16 protein-coding genes and 5 pseudogenes are annotated in these 20,555 nt (G+C 43.9%); 10 read left to right on the top strand and 11 right to left on the bottom strand.

The annotated features are described in order from the left end of the window. Positions 1-4: 4 nt before the first annotated feature. The 3 genes and pseudogenes from argC to LPKJCM_RS12010 all read right to left on the bottom strand — a co-directional run bounded on the left by argC (position 5) and on the right by LPKJCM_RS12010 (position 4,093). Positions 5-1,033 carry an N-acetyl-gamma-glutamyl-phosphate reductase gene (argC, locus tag LPKJCM_RS12020; protein ID WP_057962799.1) on the bottom strand — a complete coding sequence of 343 codons (1,029 nt, stop codon included), beginning with the start codon at positions 1,031-1,033 and terminating at the stop codon, positions 5-7. Positions 1,034-1,913: 880 nt separating this feature from the next. After that, entirely contained in the window at positions 1,914-3,221 is a 1,308-nt protein-coding gene (locus LPKJCM_RS12015) for an O-acetylhomoserine aminocarboxypropyltransferase/cysteine synthase family protein (RefSeq protein ID WP_057962800.1), read from the bottom strand. After that, positions 3,218-4,093: pseudogene (locus tag LPKJCM_RS12010) on the bottom strand (homoserine O-acetyltransferase/O-succinyltransferase family protein). The gene LPKJCM_RS12015 and the pseudogene LPKJCM_RS12010 overlap by 4 nt, the downstream one beginning before the upstream one ends. 424 nt (positions 4,094-4,517) lie before the next feature. On the opposite strand from LPKJCM_RS12010, the gene LPKJCM_RS12005 reads away from it, so the two are divergent. The 4 genes from LPKJCM_RS12005 to LPKJCM_RS11990 all read left to right on the top strand — a co-directional run bounded on the left by LPKJCM_RS12005 (position 4,518) and on the right by LPKJCM_RS11990 (position 8,209). Then, on the top strand, positions 4,518-5,300 hold the full coding sequence (locus LPKJCM_RS12005; RefSeq protein WP_057962801.1) for a threonine/serine exporter family protein: 783 nt from the start codon (positions 4,518-4,520) through the stop codon (positions 5,298-5,300). After that, positions 5,297-5,755, top strand: a complete 459-nt coding sequence (locus LPKJCM_RS12000; protein WP_057962802.1) for a threonine/serine exporter family protein — start codon at positions 5,297-5,299, stop codon at positions 5,753-5,755. Before LPKJCM_RS12005 ends, LPKJCM_RS12000 begins: the two co-directional genes overlap by 4 nt. A 349-nt stretch (positions 5,756-6,104) precedes the next feature. Continuing rightward, positions 6,105-7,463 (top strand): FAD-dependent oxidoreductase, encoded by a 1,359-nt coding sequence (locus LPKJCM_RS11995; RefSeq protein WP_057962828.1) that lies wholly within the window; start codon positions 6,105-6,107, stop codon positions 7,461-7,463. Between the two features lie 104 nt (positions 7,464-7,567). Next, the gene (locus LPKJCM_RS11990) at positions 7,568-8,209 is read left to right on the top strand and encodes an NAD(P)H-binding protein (RefSeq protein ID WP_057962803.1); all 642 of its coding nucleotides are present in this window, start codon (positions 7,568-7,570) and stop codon (positions 8,207-8,209) included. Positions 8,210-8,358: 149 nt separating this feature from the next. On the opposite strand, the pseudogene LPKJCM_RS11985 reads toward LPKJCM_RS11990, so the two are convergent. Then, positions 8,359-9,749 (bottom strand): annotated as a pseudogene (locus tag LPKJCM_RS11985) (DHA2 family efflux MFS transporter permease subunit). A gap of 156 nt (positions 9,750-9,905) precedes the next feature. Between LPKJCM_RS11985 and LPKJCM_RS11980 the strand changes: the two are divergent. After that, entirely contained in the window at positions 9,906-10,358 is a 453-nt protein-coding gene (locus LPKJCM_RS11980) for a MarR family winged helix-turn-helix transcriptional regulator (RefSeq protein WP_057962804.1), read from the top strand. Positions 10,359-10,640: 282 nt separating this feature from the next. Here LPKJCM_RS11980 and ahpC read toward each other — a convergent pair whose 3' ends face one another. Together ahpC and LPKJCM_RS11970 are read right to left on the bottom strand one after the other, a co-directional pair. Next, a complete protein-coding gene (ahpC, locus tag LPKJCM_RS11975; protein ID WP_057962805.1) occupies positions 10,641-11,204 on the bottom strand; it encodes an alkyl hydroperoxide reductase subunit C in 564 nt (187 codons plus the stop codon). 219 nt (positions 11,205-11,423) lie between these two features. Further along, positions 11,424-11,591 (bottom strand): annotated as a pseudogene (locus LPKJCM_RS11970) (carboxymuconolactone decarboxylase family protein); the annotation flags it as partial. Between LPKJCM_RS11970 and LPKJCM_RS11965 the strand changes: the two are divergent. Then, positions 11,584-11,871: pseudogene (locus LPKJCM_RS11965) on the top strand (MerR family transcriptional regulator); the annotation flags it as partial. The pseudogenes LPKJCM_RS11970 and LPKJCM_RS11965 sit on opposite strands and share 8 nt — an antisense overlap. A gap of 101 nt (positions 11,872-11,972) precedes the next feature. Here LPKJCM_RS11965 and LPKJCM_RS11960 read toward each other — a convergent pair. Both LPKJCM_RS11960 and LPKJCM_RS11955 read right to left on the bottom strand, forming a co-directional pair. Beyond that, on the bottom strand, positions 11,973-13,157 hold the full coding sequence (locus LPKJCM_RS11960) for an SAM-dependent methyltransferase (RefSeq protein WP_057962806.1): 1,185 nt from the start codon (positions 13,155-13,157) through the stop codon (positions 11,973-11,975). Positions 13,158-13,238: 81 nt separating this feature from the next. Then, the gene (locus LPKJCM_RS11955) at positions 13,239-13,679 is read right to left on the bottom strand and encodes a MerR family transcriptional regulator (RefSeq protein ID WP_057962807.1); all 441 of its coding nucleotides are present in this window, start codon (positions 13,677-13,679) and stop codon (positions 13,239-13,241) included. A 226-nt stretch (positions 13,680-13,905) separates the two neighbouring features. Here LPKJCM_RS11955 and LPKJCM_RS11950 point away from each other — a divergent pair, with 226 nt between their 5' ends. Then, a complete protein-coding gene (locus tag LPKJCM_RS11950) occupies positions 13,906-15,378 on the top strand; it encodes an MDR family MFS transporter (protein ID WP_087069680.1) in 1,473 nt (490 codons plus the stop codon). After that, on the top strand, positions 15,378-16,094 hold the full coding sequence (locus LPKJCM_RS11945) for a DUF4811 domain-containing protein (RefSeq protein WP_057962808.1): 717 nt from the start codon (positions 15,378-15,380) through the stop codon (positions 16,092-16,094). Before LPKJCM_RS11950 ends, LPKJCM_RS11945 begins: the two co-directional genes overlap by 1 nt. 114 nt (positions 16,095-16,208) lie before the next feature. Here the strand turns inward: LPKJCM_RS11945 and LPKJCM_RS13655 are convergent. Next, positions 16,209-16,948, bottom strand: a pseudogene (locus LPKJCM_RS13655) (YibE/F family protein). Further along, on the bottom strand, positions 16,948-18,066 hold the full coding sequence (locus tag LPKJCM_RS11930) for a YibE/F family protein (RefSeq protein WP_057962811.1): 1,119 nt from the start codon (positions 18,064-18,066) through the stop codon (positions 16,948-16,950). Before LPKJCM_RS11930 ends, LPKJCM_RS13655 begins: the two are co-directional and overlap by 1 nt. Before the next feature lie 439 nt (positions 18,067-18,505). On the opposite strand from LPKJCM_RS11930, the gene LPKJCM_RS11925 reads away from it, so the two are divergent. Together LPKJCM_RS11925 and LPKJCM_RS11920 are read left to right on the top strand one after the other, a co-directional pair. Continuing rightward, the gene (locus tag LPKJCM_RS11925; RefSeq protein ID WP_057962830.1) at positions 18,506-18,781 is read left to right on the top strand and encodes an ArsR/SmtB family transcription factor; all 276 of its coding nucleotides are present in this window, start codon (positions 18,506-18,508) and stop codon (positions 18,779-18,781) included. A gap of 85 nt (positions 18,782-18,866) precedes the next feature. Beyond that, positions 18,867-19,199: a hypothetical protein gene (locus LPKJCM_RS11920; protein WP_057962812.1), complete on the top strand. Its 333-nt coding sequence runs from the start codon at positions 18,867-18,869 to the stop codon at positions 19,197-19,199. 122 nt (positions 19,200-19,321) lie between these two features. Here the strand turns inward: LPKJCM_RS11920 and hisC are convergent, their stop codons facing one another. After that, complete coding sequence (hisC, locus tag LPKJCM_RS11915) at positions 19,322-20,437, bottom strand: histidinol-phosphate transaminase (RefSeq protein WP_057962831.1); 1,116 nt, start codon at positions 20,435-20,437, stop codon at positions 19,322-19,324. Positions 20,438-20,555: the final 118 nt, after the last annotated feature.

The following is a 20,555-nucleotide window of genomic DNA, read 5'->3' as shown; positions in this document are numbered from 1 at the left end:
TGTTTTACGGCAAAAACGTTTGTAGGTTCAAGCCGCTGGTTTGTTCATAATGAAACATCTGGTTAAAATTTTGAACGGCTTGGCCAGCCGCTCCTTTGAGTAAATTATCAATCACGCTGTCGACAGTCACTGTCCGGGTGACGGGATTGTAGATAACGCCAAGATCGCAGTTGTTGGTGCCGACGACTTGCTTAATGTCAGGTAACTGCTCACCCATGTAATGAACAAATGACTTGTTGGCATATGTGGTGTTATAGGCTTGATCAATTTGAGCACTGTCAACACCAGGCTTAGTCTTAGCGTAGATCGTACTCATGATGCCGCGGGTGATTGGCAGTAATGTCGTCATAAATTGGATAGCAGCCACGTCTTTGTTCCAACGCTGCAATTCCAACACGATTTCTGGAATGTGCTGGTGTTGGTTGGGTTTGTAAATCTGCAGGTTGTCATTCGCCTGGGTGAAATGAGTGGCTTTGGCGGGATTTTTGCCGGCCCCCGAGGTTCCTGATTTGGCATCAACGATAATTGACTCCGGGTCAATCAAATCGTTTTGAACCAGCGGGGCCAAACCTAATAGTGTCGCCGTAGCATAACAGCCGGGATTGGCAACGTAAGTGTGGTCAGCAGCCGATTTGAAATCGGCTAAGCCATAATGGGCTTGTTGCATTGCCAGTTGTGAAGCAGCTGGTTTATGGTACCAGCGTTGGTACTCGCTGGCATCTTCCAGTCTTAAGTCCCCAGAGAGATCAATGACCGGAAAACCTGCCTGGATATATGGCTCGCTGAGCTGAGCAGTAACGCCAGCCGACGTTGCGAAGAACACCATTTGATTGTCCGCCATAATTGTTCCGGGATCATATGGCTGCACCTCTGTGTCATCTGTATAAAAAGCCGATACCATTTGCGACAACTTCTCATTTTCAGTTAATTTATGATCGTACAGGCTAATCCCGTCCACTTCCGGGTGCCGACGGAGGAGTTGATACAACACCATTCCTGCATATCCCGTAATCCCGACTAAAGCCACTTGCAAATAAATCGCCTCTCATCTTTCTAAATATTCTTCTAATTGAATATTAATGAATTGAAAACATCTTACAACAGCATGCAGGATAATGCAACGTTTTTTAAGTATTATTCATGATTTTATTCGCTTATTGATATTTATTCATATAACTGAGTATAAAGATGTATATTTGTCCTGTGAAGGAAATTTATTCACATCTGTATTCATGAATAATATTATCGTTTTGCTCATATTCCATTTAGTTTTAGGTTGGACTGCCGTGGCGCTCAGCACGTTGGCTCTGCCTACCATAGTGGCCTGGATTTCGAGCCTGTAGTCTCGAAATGCCAGGGTGTTGTAATCGCCGCTTTCGCGACTCAACAACACCTTTCACTATGGTAGTCAATGCCAACGAACTGAGCGCCACTTCTTTGAAACGCTGATGCAACGTTACATGACAAGTCAATCCACCCATGGTTTATAATTTCCATTACTCAAACGCTTGGAGCCGCATATTGACACATACAAGAGCAATTACGCTAAACGGTTGTAGAACATCAAAAGCTCCGAGGGACTATACTTCAACCTGGCTTGAAAAGCTCATGAACCAATCATCGGCAATTTGACCCTCTCAGTTGCCTGATTTTGCCGGCTGGGCATTGCCAGCCATAGTGAAAGTGCTGTTGAGTCGCTGAAAGCGGCGATTACAGCACCTTTGTATTTCAAGACTACAGGCTTGAAATCAAAGCCACTATGGCAGGCGGAGCCCAGCTGGCAAAATCACAAACGTTTCAGAACATTTAAAACCGACCAATCTTGCTAATGCAATAATGGCAGACAACATTAACCTATAAAACAAAAGGACTAACCGCATATTGCAGTTAATCCTTCATCAGACTAATTAGATTTATGGTTTCGGTGCCCCAGCCGTTTCCTCGACACCTTCTGGAATTTTATCCAGAGCCTGACTGAGGTCAGCAATCAAATCATCCGCATTTTCAACGCCAACTGAAACTCGGATCAAATCGGGCGTAATCCCTGCTTCACGCAGCTCTTCTTCGTTCAATTGGGCATGGGTCGTAGATGCCGGATGGATGATCAATGATTTGGCATCCGCAACGTTAGCCAGCAAGGAGAATAACTTGAGGTTTTGGATCAGTTGTTTGCCAGCCTTTTCACCGCCCTTTAGACCAAGTGTAAAGATTGAACCGACCCCCTTTGGAAAATACTTCTCTGCCAACGCGTGGTATGGGCTATCCTCGAGTCCTGGATAATTGATCCAAGCGACTTTTTGATGATTATGCAAAAAGTTAACAATCTTTTTGGTGTTTTCCACATGTCGTTCAACTCGCAATGAAAGTGACTCAAGGCCTTGAAGCAGCAGGAATGAGTTAAACGGACTGATCGTGGCTCCCAAATCTCGCAAGGATTCTGCGCGGACTTTAGTTGTAAAGGCGCCGCCCCCGAGATCGGCAAACACCAAACCGTTATATTGCGCATTGGGTTCGGTGAAGCCAGGATAGCGGCCACTTTTTTTCCAATCGAACTTCACGCCGCCCATTGTAGTGCCATGCCCGCCAATGAACTTGGTGGCCGAATGAACGACAACATCAGCACCGTGATCCAGTGGCCGAACAAGATACGGAGTGCCGAACGTGTTGTCGACAATTAAGATAATGCCATGCTTATGTGCGATTTTGGCAACGGCTTCAAAGTCAATCAAATTGATCCCTGGATTGCCAATACTTTCAATGTAGAGCGCTTTGGTATGCTCATTAATGGGTGCTTCAAAGTTAGCCGGATCATCTGGGTCCACAAAATGGGTTTTAATCCCTAATTTTGGTAGTGTCACATTGAAAAGGTTAAAGGTTCCACCATACAAAGTGCTGGCCGAGACAATTTCATCTCCCTTGCCGGCAACGTTCAGGATTGCCGCCGTGATAGCTGCCGAACCAGTTGCTAAGGTCACACCACCCGTTCCGTTTTCCAAAGCCGCAACCCGTTTGTCGACAACATCCGTGGTGGGATTCGTGAGGCGTGTGTAAATGTTGCCGGGATCGGTCAATCCAAATCGGCCGGCTGCCTGCTCCGGATTATCGAACACATAGGAAGTCGTTTGATAAATTGGCACCGCTCTCGAACCCGTTTCATCAACTGTCTGGCCTGCGTGTACTTGAAGCGTTTCGAAATGTAAATTGTGATTTTCTTCTGTCATATTGATAAACCCACTTTCTGATTTGCGATGATTTTCGTCCAATTATCATAAATTTGAATACTGCTGGCTTTCCAGGAATAATCCACCGTTCCTGAATCCTGATCGATGAAGTAGTTTTGTGGAAGTCTGATTGGCATCTGTTCATATAAATCCCGGTAGTATTCTAATGCCAGCGTTTCTTCCGAATACTCTGGGTGGCCGGTAATATAGGTGCTGTGTCGATCCGTCGCCGATAGAATAATTGGCCCGGTCTTTGGGGATGAAACATCAATCGTCAATCCATTTGGCAAATGATCCTCGTCCAGAACAATGCCAGTGTGCCTGGATTGTGGCATTTTCAGCAAACCGCCAGCACCGAAGCCACGGGCAATTGGTGATTCCGAGTTGATGGTTTCAGCCGGATAGATGCCAAACAATTTACTCAGCAGCAAGTGTTTCCGAACACCAAAGTCGTGGAACAAACAGGCTTGCGCGGCCCAACATTCATATAGACATTCGGTGACGTGATCTTTTGACCAGTCAATGATGTCTCCAAGCTCATCCCAATAATCAACCTAATTAAACGGCAGGGTTTCTACAGGAGCGCCCGTCACAATCAGCCCGTCATAATGGGCATTTCGGATTTGATCTAAACAAACATAGTCCCGTTCGATGGCTGTTTTCGATATCCCCCGAAAATGATGGGATGACGGGTACATAAACGTCAATTCTGCATCTGAACTGATTTCACTGAAGCGGGTTAAAAATTGCCGTTCAGTATTTTCCCGAGTCGGCATCAGATTCAACACCAAAATTGATAGAGGATTCGTTACTTCGTGGCTGTCCCACTTTTGTGCTGCTTTCAAAAAACCGTTAATTGCGTTTGCCGTCATCCAACTCATCTCCTTAGATAAAATAAAAAAGCTTCCGTCCACATAGTTATCTAACTACGGGACGAAAGCTTCGTGATGCCACCCTGATTTACTGCCACCTCACAATGACAGCCTTAATAAGTACTCCTTGGAATACCCGGTCCTGTATCGCGGACTCGCGGATATCCTAGCCAGTCGACCGGATACCTGACTCAGAGCTCATCTTCACGTCGCTGCAAACCACTTCTCTCACCAATCGAAGCTCTCTTTAGGAATGCATTAACGTTACTCTTCTCTTCAACGTCTAATTTGTTTTTAATAATTGCTCATAACTTTATCATCACAATTGGGCATTGTCAACCACATTTTGTTAAATTTTTTTGGCATGATTAAAATCATATGAGTTTATAATAGAGAATAAGAAAAAATTTTGAGGGGTGAAACCATGGACCAATCAATATCTGAAGATGAACTAATCGCCGTTTGCGGCAAGGTTGGTAAGATTCTGCTCACCAGTGGCGCCGAAACATCACGGGTTGAAGGCACCGTTGAATATATCGGCCGGGCTGCCCATTACGATATTAGCTGCCACGCCACGATTACCGCTTTGTTTGTGGGGGTTAAAAATCAGACCAAAACCCACCTGGTCAAAGTTCGTCTGGGAGATTTTAATTTGGAAAAAGTCGATGAAATTAATACCATGTCAAGAAATTTTGTGACTGGCCAAATTGACTTCAATGAACTTAAACAAACCATCAACCAAATCGACAAAAAAGTCATTGACTTTACCTGGCCAGAGAAAGTCTTTGGGGCCGCTTTGGTTTCAGTTGCCCCCATGCTGCTATTCAAGGCAACTTGGGCTGATTTGGGGTTGGCATTTTTTGTCGGCATCTTCGGTTACTTAGCGGCCGCTCTCTCCAGCCCGCGGATCAAAACGCCGTATGTCGCTGCTGGCTTAGGTGGCTTTACCGTCGGCTTTTTAGCAGCCGTTTTACAATCTCTTGGAATTGCCACAAACGCCGGCAACATTATCGTCAGTGCTTTGATGCCCTTAGTTCCGGGGGTTGCCATTACCAACTCATTTCGAGAAATTATCGATCGGAACACCATTTCGGGGGTCGTCCGAGCAGTTGACGCCTTAATCATTGCCGGATCAATTGGTGCTGGCGTGGTCTTGGGGGCTGGTCTGTCTGGCATTATTTTCAACATAATTGGAGGCGGCCTATGAAAGTTCTGATTGAATTGGTTGTCAGTTTTGCGTCAACGGTCGGTTTCGGTCTGGTCACCAACGTTCCCCGGCGCTCACTTCTGCCTGCCGGGATCACTGGGTCATTGGCGTGGGTGGCATATTATTTAGTTCTCCAAATCGATAACAGTTTGATCTTACCGAACTTTACCGCGGCAATTGTCATCGGCATCCTGGGCAACATTTCCGCCGTCATGTTCCGGGTTCCCGTCAATATTATCTATGTTCCAAGCCTCGTCTCACTCGTTCCCGGTGGCATTTTGTATCTGGGGATGAGAAGCTTTACCCTGGGCAATGAAATTCGCACCGGGCAGTATATGTTCAACGCGCTGACAATTGCCATCGCCTTGGCAGTGGGGTTTGTGGTCGCCGAAGTCATCTTTTATCGGATTAAGCCATTTTTACTTCGTTTTTTGGCCAACCAGCAGGAACATTAAGCTAACATTTGTCACGACCTATTTAAGAACGGAACCGTTCAAGACGCCCAGGTCAAATTTGGGTGTCCTTTTTATTGTCCAATTGCTTAAAATTATCTCAAGGTGATAGCGTTTCCGTTATAACGATTCTAAATAGTTTGTCATACCAGGAAGCCCTTCAGTGAATGGTCGGTAAACGTCACCCATTCTTTCATGTCCAACCAATTGAATGATCGTCGTTTGGCAGGAGACTTTACACGTAGTTTATAATTATTCTAATTTGTTACCCAAACCAACGTCAAAATATGTTACGCTGTATTTGGCAAGTGAATCACTTGTAAATGAAGAATACAGAAAGGCGGAATCGTTGATGAAAGTTATTGTGATTGGTTCATCTCACGGTGGGTTTGAAACTGTTAGGGGGATTTTGGCAGAAAAGCCCGATACCGAAATTCAATGGTATGAGAGGGGTGACTTCATCTCATTTCTCTCCTGTGGCATGCAGCTTTATCTTGAAGGAGTCGTCAAGGATGTCAACTCCGTTCGTTATGCAACGGCCGAGCAAATGCGTGCCAAGGGAGTCAGCGTGTTCGTTCACCAAGAAGTGACCTCAATTAATCCGGATGAGCATACAGTTGTGGTCCATAATTTGGACGATGATTCGACGCGGGAAGAAAAATATGACAAATTGGTCCTATCGGCAGGCGCCGTTCCAGCACAAATTCCAGTTCCCGGTGGTGATCTCGCAAACGTCTATGCAATGCGTGGGCGCGACTGGGCAATCAAATTAAAGGAAAAGACGGTTGACCCGACCGTTCAAAACGTGACGGTCGTGGGTGCCGGATATATTGGCATTGAAGCCGCCGAAGTCTTTTCAAAGGCCGGCAAGCACGTCACTTTAATCGATATCCTTCCGAGACCATTAGCCCTTTACTTGGATCAGGAATTTACCGATATTCTTTCAGATACCCTGAAAGATCACAATATTTACTTAGCACCCGGCCAAACGGTAAAATCGTTTACTGGCGAAAATGGTCAGGTCAGCACCGTCAAGACTGACCAGGCCGAATATCCAAGTGACCTGGTTATTGAGACTGCGGGCATTAAGCCAAATACCGACTGGCTAAAAGGTACCCTTGACCTAACCGACAAGGGACTGGTCAAAGTCAATGACCATTTGGAAACCAGTCAGCCTGACATCTACGCAGTGGGTGACAGCACGAAAGTTCCGTTTGCGCCAACAGGAAAGACGCTCCAGATCGCATTGGCCACTAACGCCCGTCGTCAGGGTCGAATTGCCGCCAAAAATGTTCTTGGTGACGACATGAAAATGCCAGCCGTCTCTGGTTCATCGGCACTGTCAGTCTTTGATTATCATTTTGCCTCAACTGGCATCAAGGAAGGCACCTCAGCAGCCAACGGTATCTTGAGCCAATCGATCTTTGTCACTGACACCACTCAACCACCGTTTGTCCCAGGTAAGGCTGGCAATCAAAAGGTCTACTTCAAACTCACCTTTGATCCCGGCAATCACCGCATCTTGGGTGCGCAAATCATGTCGAAACGCGATGTGACTGCCAACATCAACGCCATTAGTCTGGCCGTTCAGACAAAAATGACCTTGGATGACTTGGCCTACGCCGACTTCTTCTTCCAACCAGGATTTGACCGGCCGTGGAACATCATGAACGTCGCCGCTCAAAAGGCATTACATGATTTAACAGACTAGTTGAATCACAAAATTCCCCGCTAAAATGATTGCTCAACGTTACGCAAATACAAATCTGCGTTATAGTAAGGGCGTACCCAAAATCATTTTAGGGAGGAATTTTTTTGAAAACTGTCTTAATTCTTGGTGCTGCCGGGCAAATTTCGAGTTTCTTAATCCCCCAGCTCTTAAAACAAACTGACTTTAACGTAAAACTATACGCTCACAATGCAAGCAGCCGACTAACCATAAGCGATCCCAATCGTGAAACGCTTATTGATGGTGATTTTAACGATCACGACACCTTGAACCAGGCCATGGACGGCGTGGACGCTGTCTATCTCAACGAAATGCGGGACATCACATCAGTGAAGAATATCATTGAAGCAATGGATGCCAACCATGTCCGCCAATTTATTGGAGCCACTGTTCTCGGCATTGAAGACGAGGTCAAAGGCGCCTTCGGTCACTGGAATACCAGCATGATTGAAAGTTCAATCATCAAGCGCAAAGCCACTGCCAAAGCGATCGAGGATTCTGATCTGACGTACACCCTCTTGCGATTAGCATGGCTGTACAATAAGGACGGCAATACCAATTACGAATTAACTCAAAGCGATGAACCGTTTGGCGGTACTCAAGTTACGCGCCAAGCTGTTGCCCAGCTGATTGTTGATATTCTAAGCGACAATTCAAGAAAGTTTGCCAGAAAGAGTCTCGGGGTTAACGAGCCTAACACTAACTGGGATAAACCGTCATTTTATTAATCCAAAAGCAGGAACGAGGCGAGGGTTGGACAAAAACATTTCGCGTCTCACCCGTACTTCAGCAGTTTGAACATTGCATTGCAGAAACGTGGGAATTAAAGCAGTTTCCGGCCATATAAGCAGATTCCGAGCGTATAAGGGGATGCCCGTTATTGTCCCACGCTTGCTTTTTGGGGAGACTTTCCATAATGCAACCCCGCAAAAATGCAGATAATATTAATTACCTGCAGAATAAGCAACAATATAAACGCATGTTGGGCTCCCAGGGCAGTTGTGTGGACATAATCTGTTTTAACTTGAGCCAGTGCAACCACCAATGCGATAGCTGCAGTCCCAAGAGCACCGGCAAATTGCTGGAGCGTATTAAAGACGGCGTTTCCATCAACGTTTTGTGAAGATGGAATTTGCGCAAGCCCATTGGTGATGACCGTCGACATTGCAAATCCTGTTCCAAGCATCATCAAAATGTACCCGATTAAAGGTGGAATCGGGTTGGCCGACAGCGCTTCAACCATTAACAAGATGATCCCAACAACCTGAAGGGTAAGGCCGGTTGTAATCGGCTTTCTTGCCCCGAGACGGTCATAAATTGTCCCACTTACCGGAGCCAGGACCGCCCCCATTGCGGCGCCGGGAAGTAATAACAATCCGGCCGTCAGTGACGACGTATGGGCAACAATTTGGAGATAGTTGGGTAAAACAAACGCTGCCCCAACATTCATAATTTGAAAGATGACGAAGCTTAACACATGAAGGTTAAAGGATCGATTTTTAAAAACGGCTAATTTGACAATTGGGTTATCAATCCGTTTTGAACGGACGATAAAAGCAACTAACCCAATGATCGCGATGATAGCATATGCTGCCGCAGTATCCAGTGAACTTTCGATATTATTAAAAGCCAAGATTGCGCCGGCAAAGAAAATTGACACCATCAACCAAGACAACAGGTCTAGAAAAATCTTTTCAGTTTGCGAGACTTGCCTAATTGATACTAATCCAAGTACGAGCGCAATCACCATAATAACCAACAAAATCCCAAAGATAAGATGCCAATCCAGTCCAATTAACAGGCCACCATAACCTGGTCCCAATGCCGGTGCAATGGCAGTCACCAAAGTACCAATCCCCATCAGCAGGCCAATTTTATCCAATGGTGCCTGCTCTAAAATAATGTTAAACATCAGTGGCAATGCAATTCCGGTTCCAACACCTTGAATAATCCGGCCAACCAATAAAATGCCAAAGTCGTTTGCCAGTGTGCAAATTAGCAGCCCCAAGATAAAAAAGACGCTAGCGACAATAAACAATCTCATTGTCGTAAATCGGCGCTTTAAAACGCCAGAGATCGGCACAATAATCGAAACAATCAGCAGGTACCCAGTTGTCAGCCACTGCACGGTCGCAGTATCAACGTTGAATTGAGTCATAAGTTTAGGAAAAGTTACATTCATTGCTGTTTCGATCAGCACCCCACAAAGGCCATTAAGCCGGTCGCAACAATTGATAAATACAGTTTTAAAGATAATTTTCGTGTCATACAATCCTCCACTAAGCAATTAGTTCTATATGGAACTAATTAGACACTTTATCACCTTTTTGAACGCACTGCAACTATTTTCGTTATTTACATGTGACTGGCTATCAGCTAAAATAACTGATTAGACATTGCCTGCGAAAGTGAGATATGGGACCTATGACTGAGCAAATCGGAATTCTTCTGAAAAATTTAAATAACGATCTACAGCGATATTCTTCACGAGAGGCAAAGAAGATGGGCTTGACTCAAGTCCAAATGAGCATCATTGATTTTTTGTATCGAAATCAATCTGATCGCGCCCTTTATCAGACTGACGTCGAACAAGAATTTAATATTCAGAAATCTTCTGCGACCACCCTTCTTCAGCTGATGGAGAAAAAAGGATTAATCCACAGAGTACCGTCTAAGACTGACAGCCGGTACAAAGTTATCCAATTAACTAAGAAGGCCCAACAATCCGCTAAGCGTGGCCGGACGTTTTATGACGCAACGGAACAACAACTTCGTACAATCTTGGGAGCCCAATCAGATCAATTCATTCAAAACCTGGAAATTTTAACCCGAGAAATGAAAGAAAAACTGACCGACACTAAGAGCGTGGGACGATAAGCGGTTAGCTTTCAATGTATAAGGGATTATTGGCGTACAATTCGGCTAGACAACATTCAAACGCAAACAGAGGAGAGTGGGACTTAAAGCGATTAGTTTCCAGAATATAAGCAAGAAATCCGAATATCCTGAACTTGAATATTTGGATTTCTTGCTTCTATGGCCGGAAACTGCTTTAATTCCCACGTTTCTGCAATGTAATATTCAAACTGCTGAAGTACGGGTGAGACGCGAAATGTTTTTGTCCCACCCTCCTCTTGTCGTTCCATACTCAAGAACCGATTAAATTTTACCAACTAATTGAGTGCCAGGCTTCAATGTCTTTTCGCCAGGCTTCCAGTTTGCTGGGCAAACCTGATCACCATGTTCAGCGACGAACTGAGCAGCTTCAAGGGTCCGCAACACTTCCTTGGCATTTCGGCCAATCCCCATATCGTTGATTGTATATGAACGAACTTTGCCCTCAGGATCAATAATGAAGACCCCGCGATAAGCCTGGCCGGCATCCTCATCTAGGACGTCAAAAAACCGAGCCAGCTTGCCGGCAGGATCAGCAATCATTGGATATTGAACTTTACCAACTTCCTCACTGCGTTCATGCCAAGCTTGGTGAACAAATTCAGTGTCTTCTGAGACGGAATAAATTTCAGCGCCGGCTTTCTTGAAATCAGCATAATTGTCTGCCAAGTCTCCTAATTCAGTCGGACAAACAAATGAAAAATCAGCAGGATAAAAGAACACAATCGACCAGTACCCGAGCAAGTCCTTCTTGGTCACCTGTTTAACATCCCCATCTTGAAATGCGTTAACGTTAAAATCATCAATTTCTTTACCAATGAAATTCATATTCAATTCCTCCTATGTCAGTTATTTACTAACTGACTCAAGTGTACGATACTTTTAATCGGTTTTCAATAATGATTCTAAACTGGCATTCACTTTGTGGATTAATTATCACCAATCATCGATAACTCGGTAATTTGTATGGATTCAAGATAATTTAGTCTTTTTATAAACAAAGGAGTCAGAATTGCTTCCGGCTGCTCATGAATTCTCATCCATCAATTAATCAAAAAGTTTCTTAGCAATCCCAAACGCCGACCAAGCCTTTGGCCAGCCAGCATAAAATGCCAAATGGGTGATGATCTCAACCATTTCATCTTTTGTGACTCCATTTGACTTGGCCATTTTCATATGGGCCTCAAGTTGTGGAAACAACCCCGAAGACATCAAGTGGGTCAAATTCCTGCTGCACCTTAAAGGCACCGGAATGAGCATCAACGACCTCAAACAATACGTTACTTGGCGGGCTGAAGGCGATTCAACCATTCTCAACCGGCTTGAATTGTTGAAACAAACCAGAACAGACTTTATGGATCAGTATCGTCAGGTCCAGCACCATCTGCAGATTCTCAATGATAAAATTAATTGGTACCAGGCCAAAGAATCAGGTATCGATACGGGGCAAGAACCGTTTGCAAATTATTTAAAGCGGATCGGCCATGAAGAATAGTAACTACGGTGTCCAAGCTTCATCAATTGTATTAACGTATTGGCAGACAAAAAGGGAAACGCAAAATTGCGTTTCCCTTTAGTATTTTATAAATTATTAAACTATTCGCCCTCAGCTTGGTAAACATACTGACGCGTCATTGGCAGACCGGTTCCGCTTGGTGAATTGGTCAACAGATACTGCATGACATCAATATTACCGGCCTCAAATGAAGCGGCACTGGCTTGTAAGTACATGCCCCACATTCTGGAGAATGGCACACCGTACTTGTCTTTTACCTTATCAATGACTTTCATGTAGTTGGCGTACCAGATTTCCAACGTCTTTTGGTAGTGACGGCGCAATGGCTCCAAATCACTCATCTGCATCCCGGCATCCATGATGTGGATCATGTTTTCAGCGACATTTGGAATGTAGCCGCCATGGAAAATATACTTGTTCAAGAACGGATCAACCCCGGCTCCCTGGTGTTGACCAGTGATCCCATGAATGAGTGCCCGTCCTTCAGGTTTCAAGAAATCATGAACTTTCTGGAAGTAGAGGCCAAGGTTTTCTTTACCCACGTGTTCAAACATCCCAACGGAAGTAACGTAGTTAAATTGTCCTTTGACTTCACGATAATCTTCAAGTAAAACGTCAACCTTGCCTTCAAGGTGGCGTTCTTTGATTTGCTGCTTGGTGTAATCATACTGTTCCTGGCTCAAGGTAATCCCAGTTGCTTTCAAGCCAAAGTCTTCGGCAGCCATGAACAACAAGGTTCCCCAGCCACTGCCAATGTCCAGCAAAGTATTGCCAGCAACCGGCTTGAGCTTGTGCAAAATATGACTGTCCTTATTCATTTGGGCTTGTTCCAAAGTATCATCATCGTGCTCAAAGTAGGCACATGAATAGGTCATAGTCTTATCCAACCACATTTTGTAGAAGTCATTCCCGATATCATAGTGTTTTTGGATATCCGACTCACTGGCCTTCTCAGAGTGAGAGATCTTTGGTAAATGCTTCAAAAACGGATTGTTGGTGAGGAAACTGTGGTCAGCACGAAATGCTGAGGCAACCAGTTCTTGAATGCTGCCGTCGATCTCAATATCACCATTCATATAAGCTTCTGCCAACACCAAGGTGGGTTGCGAAGTCATTTTCTTTAATGGAATTTCTTTCTTAATCTGAATCTTAACTTGCGGCTCGCCATCTCCGTAATTGTCGGTCTTACCATCCCAGTAAGTAACGGATACTGGAATATCAAACGCATGGCTAAGCAGCTCTTTGTAAGTGATCTTCTCTAACATGAATTTTCCTCCATCAATTTTCTATCAGTAACAGTTTAACGCTTCTAGGGGTATAAAAATCAAGCATAAATTCTTTTAACTTTATTTTTTTACTGGCACGACCTTGAACTTGGTGCCATCTTTTTTAACCACCGCATAGAGCAGCGAATCCTCACGATCATCGAGAAAACCAAGATTAACCGCGGGATGACCATCGATTTCGGCCATGCCTTCGAAGCGGTCAAACAACACCTGTTTCAATAGCTTGAGTTCGTGGCTTTTCGATTCTGCCTTTTGAGCTGCCACTGCCAATGTGTGTCCCTGGTCCAATAACAACTTCATCTGATAAACCTTCATCAGCATACTATAGGTGAACTTTCGATTCTGGCCCTTTCCCTGGGTACTCTCAATGTAGCCCTTTCGCTCCCAATAGCGCAGCTTGGTCTGGGAAACGCCGGTTGCGTTTGAAACGTCGCCAATTCCAAGATGCCAGTCGTTTTCCTTCATAATTTGAGCCAGCTTCTGCTGGAACTCTTTATCCAAAGTGATCCCTCGTTTCTCATTTTTAAAAGTTGTAATTGCTTCCATTGCCTTATAACCGGCATTTCAATTATTAAATCGTCTGATACCAGTGAGACATTAATTAACATTAAGTATATATTTTTAAATATGTTTGTCAACTTACTTGACAATTATACTGAATCATTTATATTAGTCCATGTTCGATTTTGAGAGAAATCAAAATTTTAAATAAAGAAGGTCGTAAATCGTGGGTAACGCAGTAGATAAAAACGGGAAGTCATACAACCGTGGTTTGATGATTATCGTTATTCTAATTGGAACATTTTGTACCGTTTTGAATCAGACGATTCTTTCAACCGCCTTTCCGACCATTATGAAAGCATTCGACGTCAACACCTCGACTGTTCAGTGGCTGACCACTGGTTTTATGATGGTTAACGGAATCATGATTCCTGTTAGTGCTTGGTTAAGCACCAGATTCAACTCCAAGTGGCTCTATATTAGCGCCATGACCGTTTTCTTCGCTGGAACGATCGTTTGTTACATCGCACCAAACTTTGCGACCTTATTAATCGGTCGTTTGATCCAAGCCCTCGGTGTTGGGGTGACGATGCCATTACTTCAGACAATTATGTTGTCCATCTTCCCACCTGCTAAACGTGGGACTGCCATGGGGCTTGCCGGGATCGTTATTGGTCTGGCACCTGCCATTGGCCCCACCCTTTCCGGATGGGTCATCGACAACTGGACTTGGCGTGATTTGTTCGGCATGATCATTCCATTAATGTTCCTAGTCATTCTGGCCAGTTTTTGGTTTGTTAGAAGTGTATTAGATACCAAAAAGACTGGAATCGATCTTCTCTCTATCGTAATGTCGACTATCGGATTTGGTAGTTTGCTTTACGGCTTCTCGTCCGTTGGTGAAGACGGTTGGGGCAGCACCACAGTTATTTCCACACTAATTGTTGGAGTTATCTTCATTGTGCTATTCATCTGGCGTCAATTAACGATGAAAACACCGTTCCTGGAATTTCGTGTTTACCGCTCAGCCCCATTTACCGTATCCGCAATTTTGAGTTCAGTTACAATGATGGCCATGGTCGGCGTTGAAATGGTGATCCCACTGTACCTCCAAATTGTTAAAGGCATGTCAGCCTTCCATTCTGGATTAACCTTGCTGGCAGGAGCCTTAATGATGGGGATTATGAGTCCAATCACTGGTCGAGCTGTTGACCGCTTTGGTGCCAAGCGCCTATCAATTTTAGGCATGTCCTTATTAACCCTGGGCTCCATTCCATTTATTTTTATTACAAAAAGCACTTCAACTCTTTACATTGTTTTCTTTTATGCGATCCGAATGTTTGGAATTTCAATGACAATGATGCCAGCTACAACAGTTGGTATGAACTCGCTGCCAATCAACTTATTGAGCCATGGAACCGCTGTTAACAACACCCAGCGACAGGTTGCTTCTTCTGTCGGAACGGCTGTATTAATCAGTATCTTGACCAACGTCACTAAGAGTAATCAGCCCGGCAAGTCCATGCTGACGTCTAACCCACTTGGTTACCGTGATCATATGATCAACGCCACCTTGACCGGTTATCATGCAGCCTTTGCCATTTCGCTGCTCTTCTGTATCTTAGCCTTGATTACCGCCTTTTTCTTGAAGAATCGCGGCCAATCAAGTGATTACACCAAAAATGGAGGTGAAGACTAATGATCATTGTTACCCTTACACTAGGTGTCGTGCTTTCCTTCATTTTCTTCATCTATATTTCAAATAAGCCAGCCAGTTGCTCCTTAACAATATTGTCACTGCTGATGGCAATTGTCTCGATGGTCTTCATCATCAGAAACGACCATGACCATTACGGAATGCACGAAGTTACCAAGACAACTACCCAAGATATTTACCCAATTGGTAATCAGCAGGTGAAAATGTTTTTGTACCAGCCAATTGGCACTGCCAATAAACACCAAGTATACATCTACCAGAAATCAGAGAATACCAGAAAGAAGTCCCATACCCAAACCACTGATACCACCAATCAGGTTGTCACAACCAATGGTGCAAACCGGATGGTGACTCAAACTACGCGTTGGGAATACAAGAGTGATACTGCCAAGTTGTGGTTTGGCATCGCTGGTGAAAGTCACAAATTTGTCAAACGTCATAACATTCTCTACGTTAACAAATCAGTCCAAGTGCTTTCCACTCAGCAAGCCAAGGCCCTTAAAAAAATCATGGCAAACAAGTCTTATCAAGCTAAGCTTAAGGCCCAAGGCAAAGCATTTGTCACCAGACAAGTGACAGCTGCCATGAAAAAGAATCCAACAATGTCTGCCGCTGACCGAGCCAAACTTGTGAAACAGGCTGAAGCTGAGTTCCAGGCACAGGCTATCAAGAATGTGCTGACACAAATTAAACAATAAATAGCGTACTAAAGAGATTGAGCTAGAAGGCATTTCGATCTCAAAGCATCAAACAATAGGCAGTTGTTCTGAATTTAGGACAACTGCCTATTTGTGCGATCTGGCAAGATCAATTCATTGACCCGAGCTCTTCTTTCGAGCAACAAATTTAAACACTTTAATTGTCACTGGGATAACCAAGATAACGCCAATTGCGGACAGCATCGTTACCAACACTTCCGCGGCAAAAATCTTATTGTTGATAAATTGTCCCAATGAATAGTTGAGTTTAACAAACCAGATGAACAAAGCCAGTGAGCCGCCAAAAAAGCCAAAGAACAATGTGTTAAATGCTGTTCCAATCATCTGGCTGCCCACTTGTCGACCATATGCACCAATATGTATCCGATTATCTATTTTCTTGTCCATCAGCGTCCAAATCCCTGCCGAAACGGAAACCGACGCTTCAATGATTGCTCCCAAACAACTTAAAATCGTCATGGTGATAGAAATGCTTTGATAATTAATGCCAACATAAAGTGACATGTCTTCCAGTTCAGAGGTGTTTTCTTCGCCAAATCCTTGAACCTGGGCCATCTGAAAAATTCCAAAAATGAGCACCCGACAATTGCAATCACAATCAGTGATCCGATAAAAGCAATATCTGCAACATCTAAATTAGAGACACCAAAGTAAATTGTCGACCAAAGGATCACCAAAGTGCACACGCCCACCACCAGAATAAATGAAAAACCCATTGAGATGAGTCGAATCATCAACAAGATGATAGCGAAGTTAATTGCCAGGCTGGCAAATGATTTAATCCCGTCAACACCATTTACCGCGATGATAATAGCACCTAAAATCAGCCACATTAGTGTGATCGATCCCATGATGGACCTCCTTCCTTCGTCAAAGCGTAACTGGCAAATAAACTCGTTGATGGACCGGTGACAGCAATTCCAATACCACTGGCCAATGTCTGAAAAATACCGAGTGACATGATCATTGTTATTGAGTAACCAATTGAATTACCGTTACGCAAAAACAAAATCATCGTTGGGAGTGTACTGGTGGTAAATATGAGAGATAAGACATTAGTTAATGGGCCCACGATTGATCGGTTCAATCGACAGCCAGCTTTGAACAAGGCCTTGGTTGACATTTCCTTATTTGTCCGTTTTAAGGCTGCCAAACTGACTGACACGTCCCCCGCAATATCAACGACTGCCCCAAGAGCACCCAATAGGCTGGCAGATAAATATAGCGGCATTCTTGATTGAGTCACAAAATTCATCATTTCAAACTTTAATCCAGCACCATCTGTCAAATGAAGCACAAAAATTTCAATTACAAATGCAATTAATAAGCCGCTGGCAGAAGAGAGCATGACCACAGCAGCTTTCTTATGCCAGCCAAACAACATCCCACTGGTTAAAGCCAAGAATACCAACGCAACTCCAGCAAACAATGCCAGCGCACTATCCGCATCCATCAAAATATCAAATTGAATGGCGACAAAAAAGAAAAGTGTATTTAAAGTAAGGCTTAAAAGTGAGCGGATACCATACGTTCCCAGTACAATGAATAAGCAGCACATCATTAACCACAAAGTTAGGACAACACTGGCATCACGTTTGACATCGATAATTTCAGCCTGGTACTTTGCATGTGACTGGCGCAGGTGGATAAGCAATTGCTGACCAGCGTGATACCGTAAGTCCTGAGCATTAGACTGAGAAAAAGAATTCTTGACGGAAGTCAAAGTTCCTTGCTTGCTGCCATTAAGGATCCGTAATGGCATTGTTTGGGATTGTAATTGATCGTGGTTATCAAATTGATCAGTTTGCCGCTTGGGCTTGCCCGTCTGTTCGCTGACCACCTCGGCGATAGTTTGATGATAAAGGGGTGCATCGTTAATCGTGACGAAGTAGATCGCAATCCCAATTAATAACATCAAGCAAATTTTTATCCATTTGGTTCGTATTGCCAATAAAATCCGCCTTCTTCTGAGTAAAATAAAAGACCACTTCATGTCCTGACCAATAATATTCGCCAGAACATGAAGTGACCTAAACCAGCCATTCAATTTTGTTAGAGTGGGTACTTTGATAAGGTGATTATGCATTCACAAGCTGTTGAGGCAAGATTTGGAAGTATTTATTAGTTTGAAAATAAATTCTTACGAAAAGGCTTATCAAAGTTAAATGGTAATGGTTACTGTTTATTATACATACCCCTGCCGGTTTCGTCTAGGGGTTATTGTAAATTATTTATTGGATCATCTTTTATTGTAACCGAAGAATGCTTACACAACTATCAATACATTCAAAATGGTATAATAGCCTTGTGTACGCTAAACGTTTTTGTAGGGCTACCGGAAATTTACACCGTATTCAATAAACTAGGGAGTCATCACTATGACAGAAGACCTGAATCCACGCTTCTTCCAGCTCACCAGGGCGCTGAATCATCCCATCAGAATTCAAATTCTAAACTATTTAATGAACCATGGCGAAAGTAACGTCACCACATTGGTCCAGCAGGTAAACGTCACCCAGCCCGCAGTATCCCGTCACTTGCGGCTGTTACTAGATGCAAACCTAGTCAGCGATCGACAGGCTGGCAAAGAAAAACTGTATCAGCTTGCTGACACTCATGTGATTGAAATTCTTGCTCTGATGAACCAGCACATTACAGAACTATAAGCACCTTTCTTGACTAACGTATCAAGACATGTTTATATGATAATGTAAACGTTGTTAAAGTAGATTTATAGGAGGAGATTATCTTATGGCAGACTTAAAAGCAGAAGTTAACTCAAACCATACCCATAGCTTGCATTGTGGACATACCAAGATTCTTCATCACGATCATATTGATTTTGTTAAAGCAAACGGCCATTTACACCACAAGCACGAAGATCACTGGGACGAATGTAAGATCGAGGTTTCAGAACAAAACCCCGATGGCGAACATCCAGTAGAAGGCGAACTCCACAACGAATTTTGCGGTCATCAACAAATTCCACACGGCGATCACATGGACTACTTAGTTAACGGTCGTCTCCAACATGTCCACGATGGTCATGTTGATGACCACGGTCCAGTTGATATTGTTAGTTAATTTAATTTAAAATAAAGTTGAGCTGCGGAAAACCAATTGTTTCCCACAGCTCTTTTTGGTTTTTATACTGCTTGTTCATTGACTATACATGTTCAGTTACTGACAATCTGCTGTTGATTGAATCAATGTCCTGATAACACAGCCGTCATTTGGCTCAACAGCGTTTCTAACTCCTGATGGGTCCCTATCGTTATCCGAATATGATCCGCATACCCCCAAGGGGTGCAGTCACGAATAATAACACCACGTTTCATTAACTCATTACATACCTGGGTGGCACTGGGAGCTCCATCTGGTAGTTTGGCAAAGACAAAGTTTGCCTGCGAGGGGGCAACGCTAAAGCCAAGCAGACCTAGTGATTCAACCAACCCTTCCCGGTCACCCAGAATCTTCTTTCGAGCAGCATCCGCCTCCGCTTGGTCAAACTGAAGTGCAGCAGCTGCGCCAGCAATTGCGGTTCTACTGGTATTAAGTGGTTCAGTAACCGTGTCGTAGGCCTGAATTGCATGTGCATCCGCCAATACATACCCCATCCGAGCACCTGCCAAGCCGTAATATTTAGAAAAAGTGCGCACGACCATGACCCGTTTATGACCAATGTAGCGAATAAAATTGGCCAAACTCAAATGATCGGCAAATTGGGCGTACGCCTCATCAACAATCACCCAAACGTCGTCTGGCACTTGATCCATGAACGCTTCGAGTTTAGCGGCATCCGTCAAGGTCCCAGTTGGATTGTTGGGATTACAGATCCAAATCAGTTTGGTTTTGTTGGTGATTTGTTGTTGGAATTCATCCAAATCAAACTGGTAATCGGCCGTCAGCGGAATTTCAATCACCTTGGCACCCATCAACTTAGACACTTCCCGATACAACCGGTACGACTGCTTGGCAATTAACACCTCATCACCGGTATTAATGAACATCTTGGCAACCGTTTCAATAATGTTGCCGGCACCGCTACCCAGTGCCACATTCTCCGGTTTCAGCCCATTTTCGTCGGCCAACAACTGAATCAAGTTGACAAAATCATCCTCCGGATACCGGTTCAATGTACTAATACTTCTAATCATTGCATTCTTGGAATGGTAATATGGCGCATAAGGATTCTCGTTAAATCCCAGCTTAACCACTTTATTCAAATGATACTTCCGGGCAACCTCGTCTTCAGTCTCTCCTTGAATGTATGGTTGGGTCACATTGACTTCATTTCTAAACGTCGCATCAAATTTTGCCATCATTTCACCGCCTCAATCACAAATTACGATCTTTACAAATCCATCGTACTGCGAATTGACTTTGGATTGTGAATTTTTGTTCTTTAATTTGAACAAAAAGCCCACCTGCAAAAAGTGG

This window comes from Lentilactobacillus parakefiri (assembly GCF_002157585.1).
Classification (GTDB): domain Bacteria; phylum Bacillota; class Bacilli; order Lactobacillales; family Lactobacillaceae; genus Lentilactobacillus; species Lentilactobacillus parakefiri.
The sequence above is the reverse complement of the archived record's forward strand: the minus strand, read 5'-3'. Positions and strand labels throughout refer to the sequence as shown.

Coding starts and splice junctions, on each gene's coding strand:
- hisC (WP_057962831.1), bottom strand. CDS start 20,437: ATGGCAAAATTTGATGCGACGTTTAGAAATGAAGTCAATGTGACCCAA.
- LPKJCM_RS12015 (WP_057962800.1), bottom strand. CDS start 3,221: ATGACAGAAGAAAATCACAATTTACATTTCGAAACGCTTCAAGTACAC.
- LPKJCM_RS11980 (WP_057962804.1), top strand. CDS start 9,906: ATGACTGAGCAAATCGGAATTCTTCTGAAAAATTTAAATAACGATCTA.
- ahpC (WP_057962805.1), bottom strand. CDS start 11,204: ATGAATTTCATTGGTAAAGAAATTGATGATTTTAACGTTAACGCATTT.
- LPKJCM_RS12005 (WP_057962801.1), top strand. CDS start 4,518: ATGGACCAATCAATATCTGAAGATGAACTAATCGCCGTTTGCGGCAAG.
- LPKJCM_RS12000 (WP_057962802.1), top strand. CDS start 5,297: ATGAAAGTTCTGATTGAATTGGTTGTCAGTTTTGCGTCAACGGTCGGT.
- LPKJCM_RS11920 (WP_057962812.1), top strand. CDS start 18,867: ATGGCAGACTTAAAAGCAGAAGTTAACTCAAACCATACCCATAGCTTG.
- LPKJCM_RS11995 (WP_057962828.1), top strand. CDS start 6,105: ATGAAAGTTATTGTGATTGGTTCATCTCACGGTGGGTTTGAAACTGTT.
- LPKJCM_RS11960 (WP_057962806.1), bottom strand. CDS start 13,157: ATGTTAGAGAAGATCACTTACAAAGAGCTGCTTAGCCATGCGTTTGAT.
- LPKJCM_RS11945 (WP_057962808.1), top strand. CDS start 15,378: ATGATCATTGTTACCCTTACACTAGGTGTCGTGCTTTCCTTCATTTTC.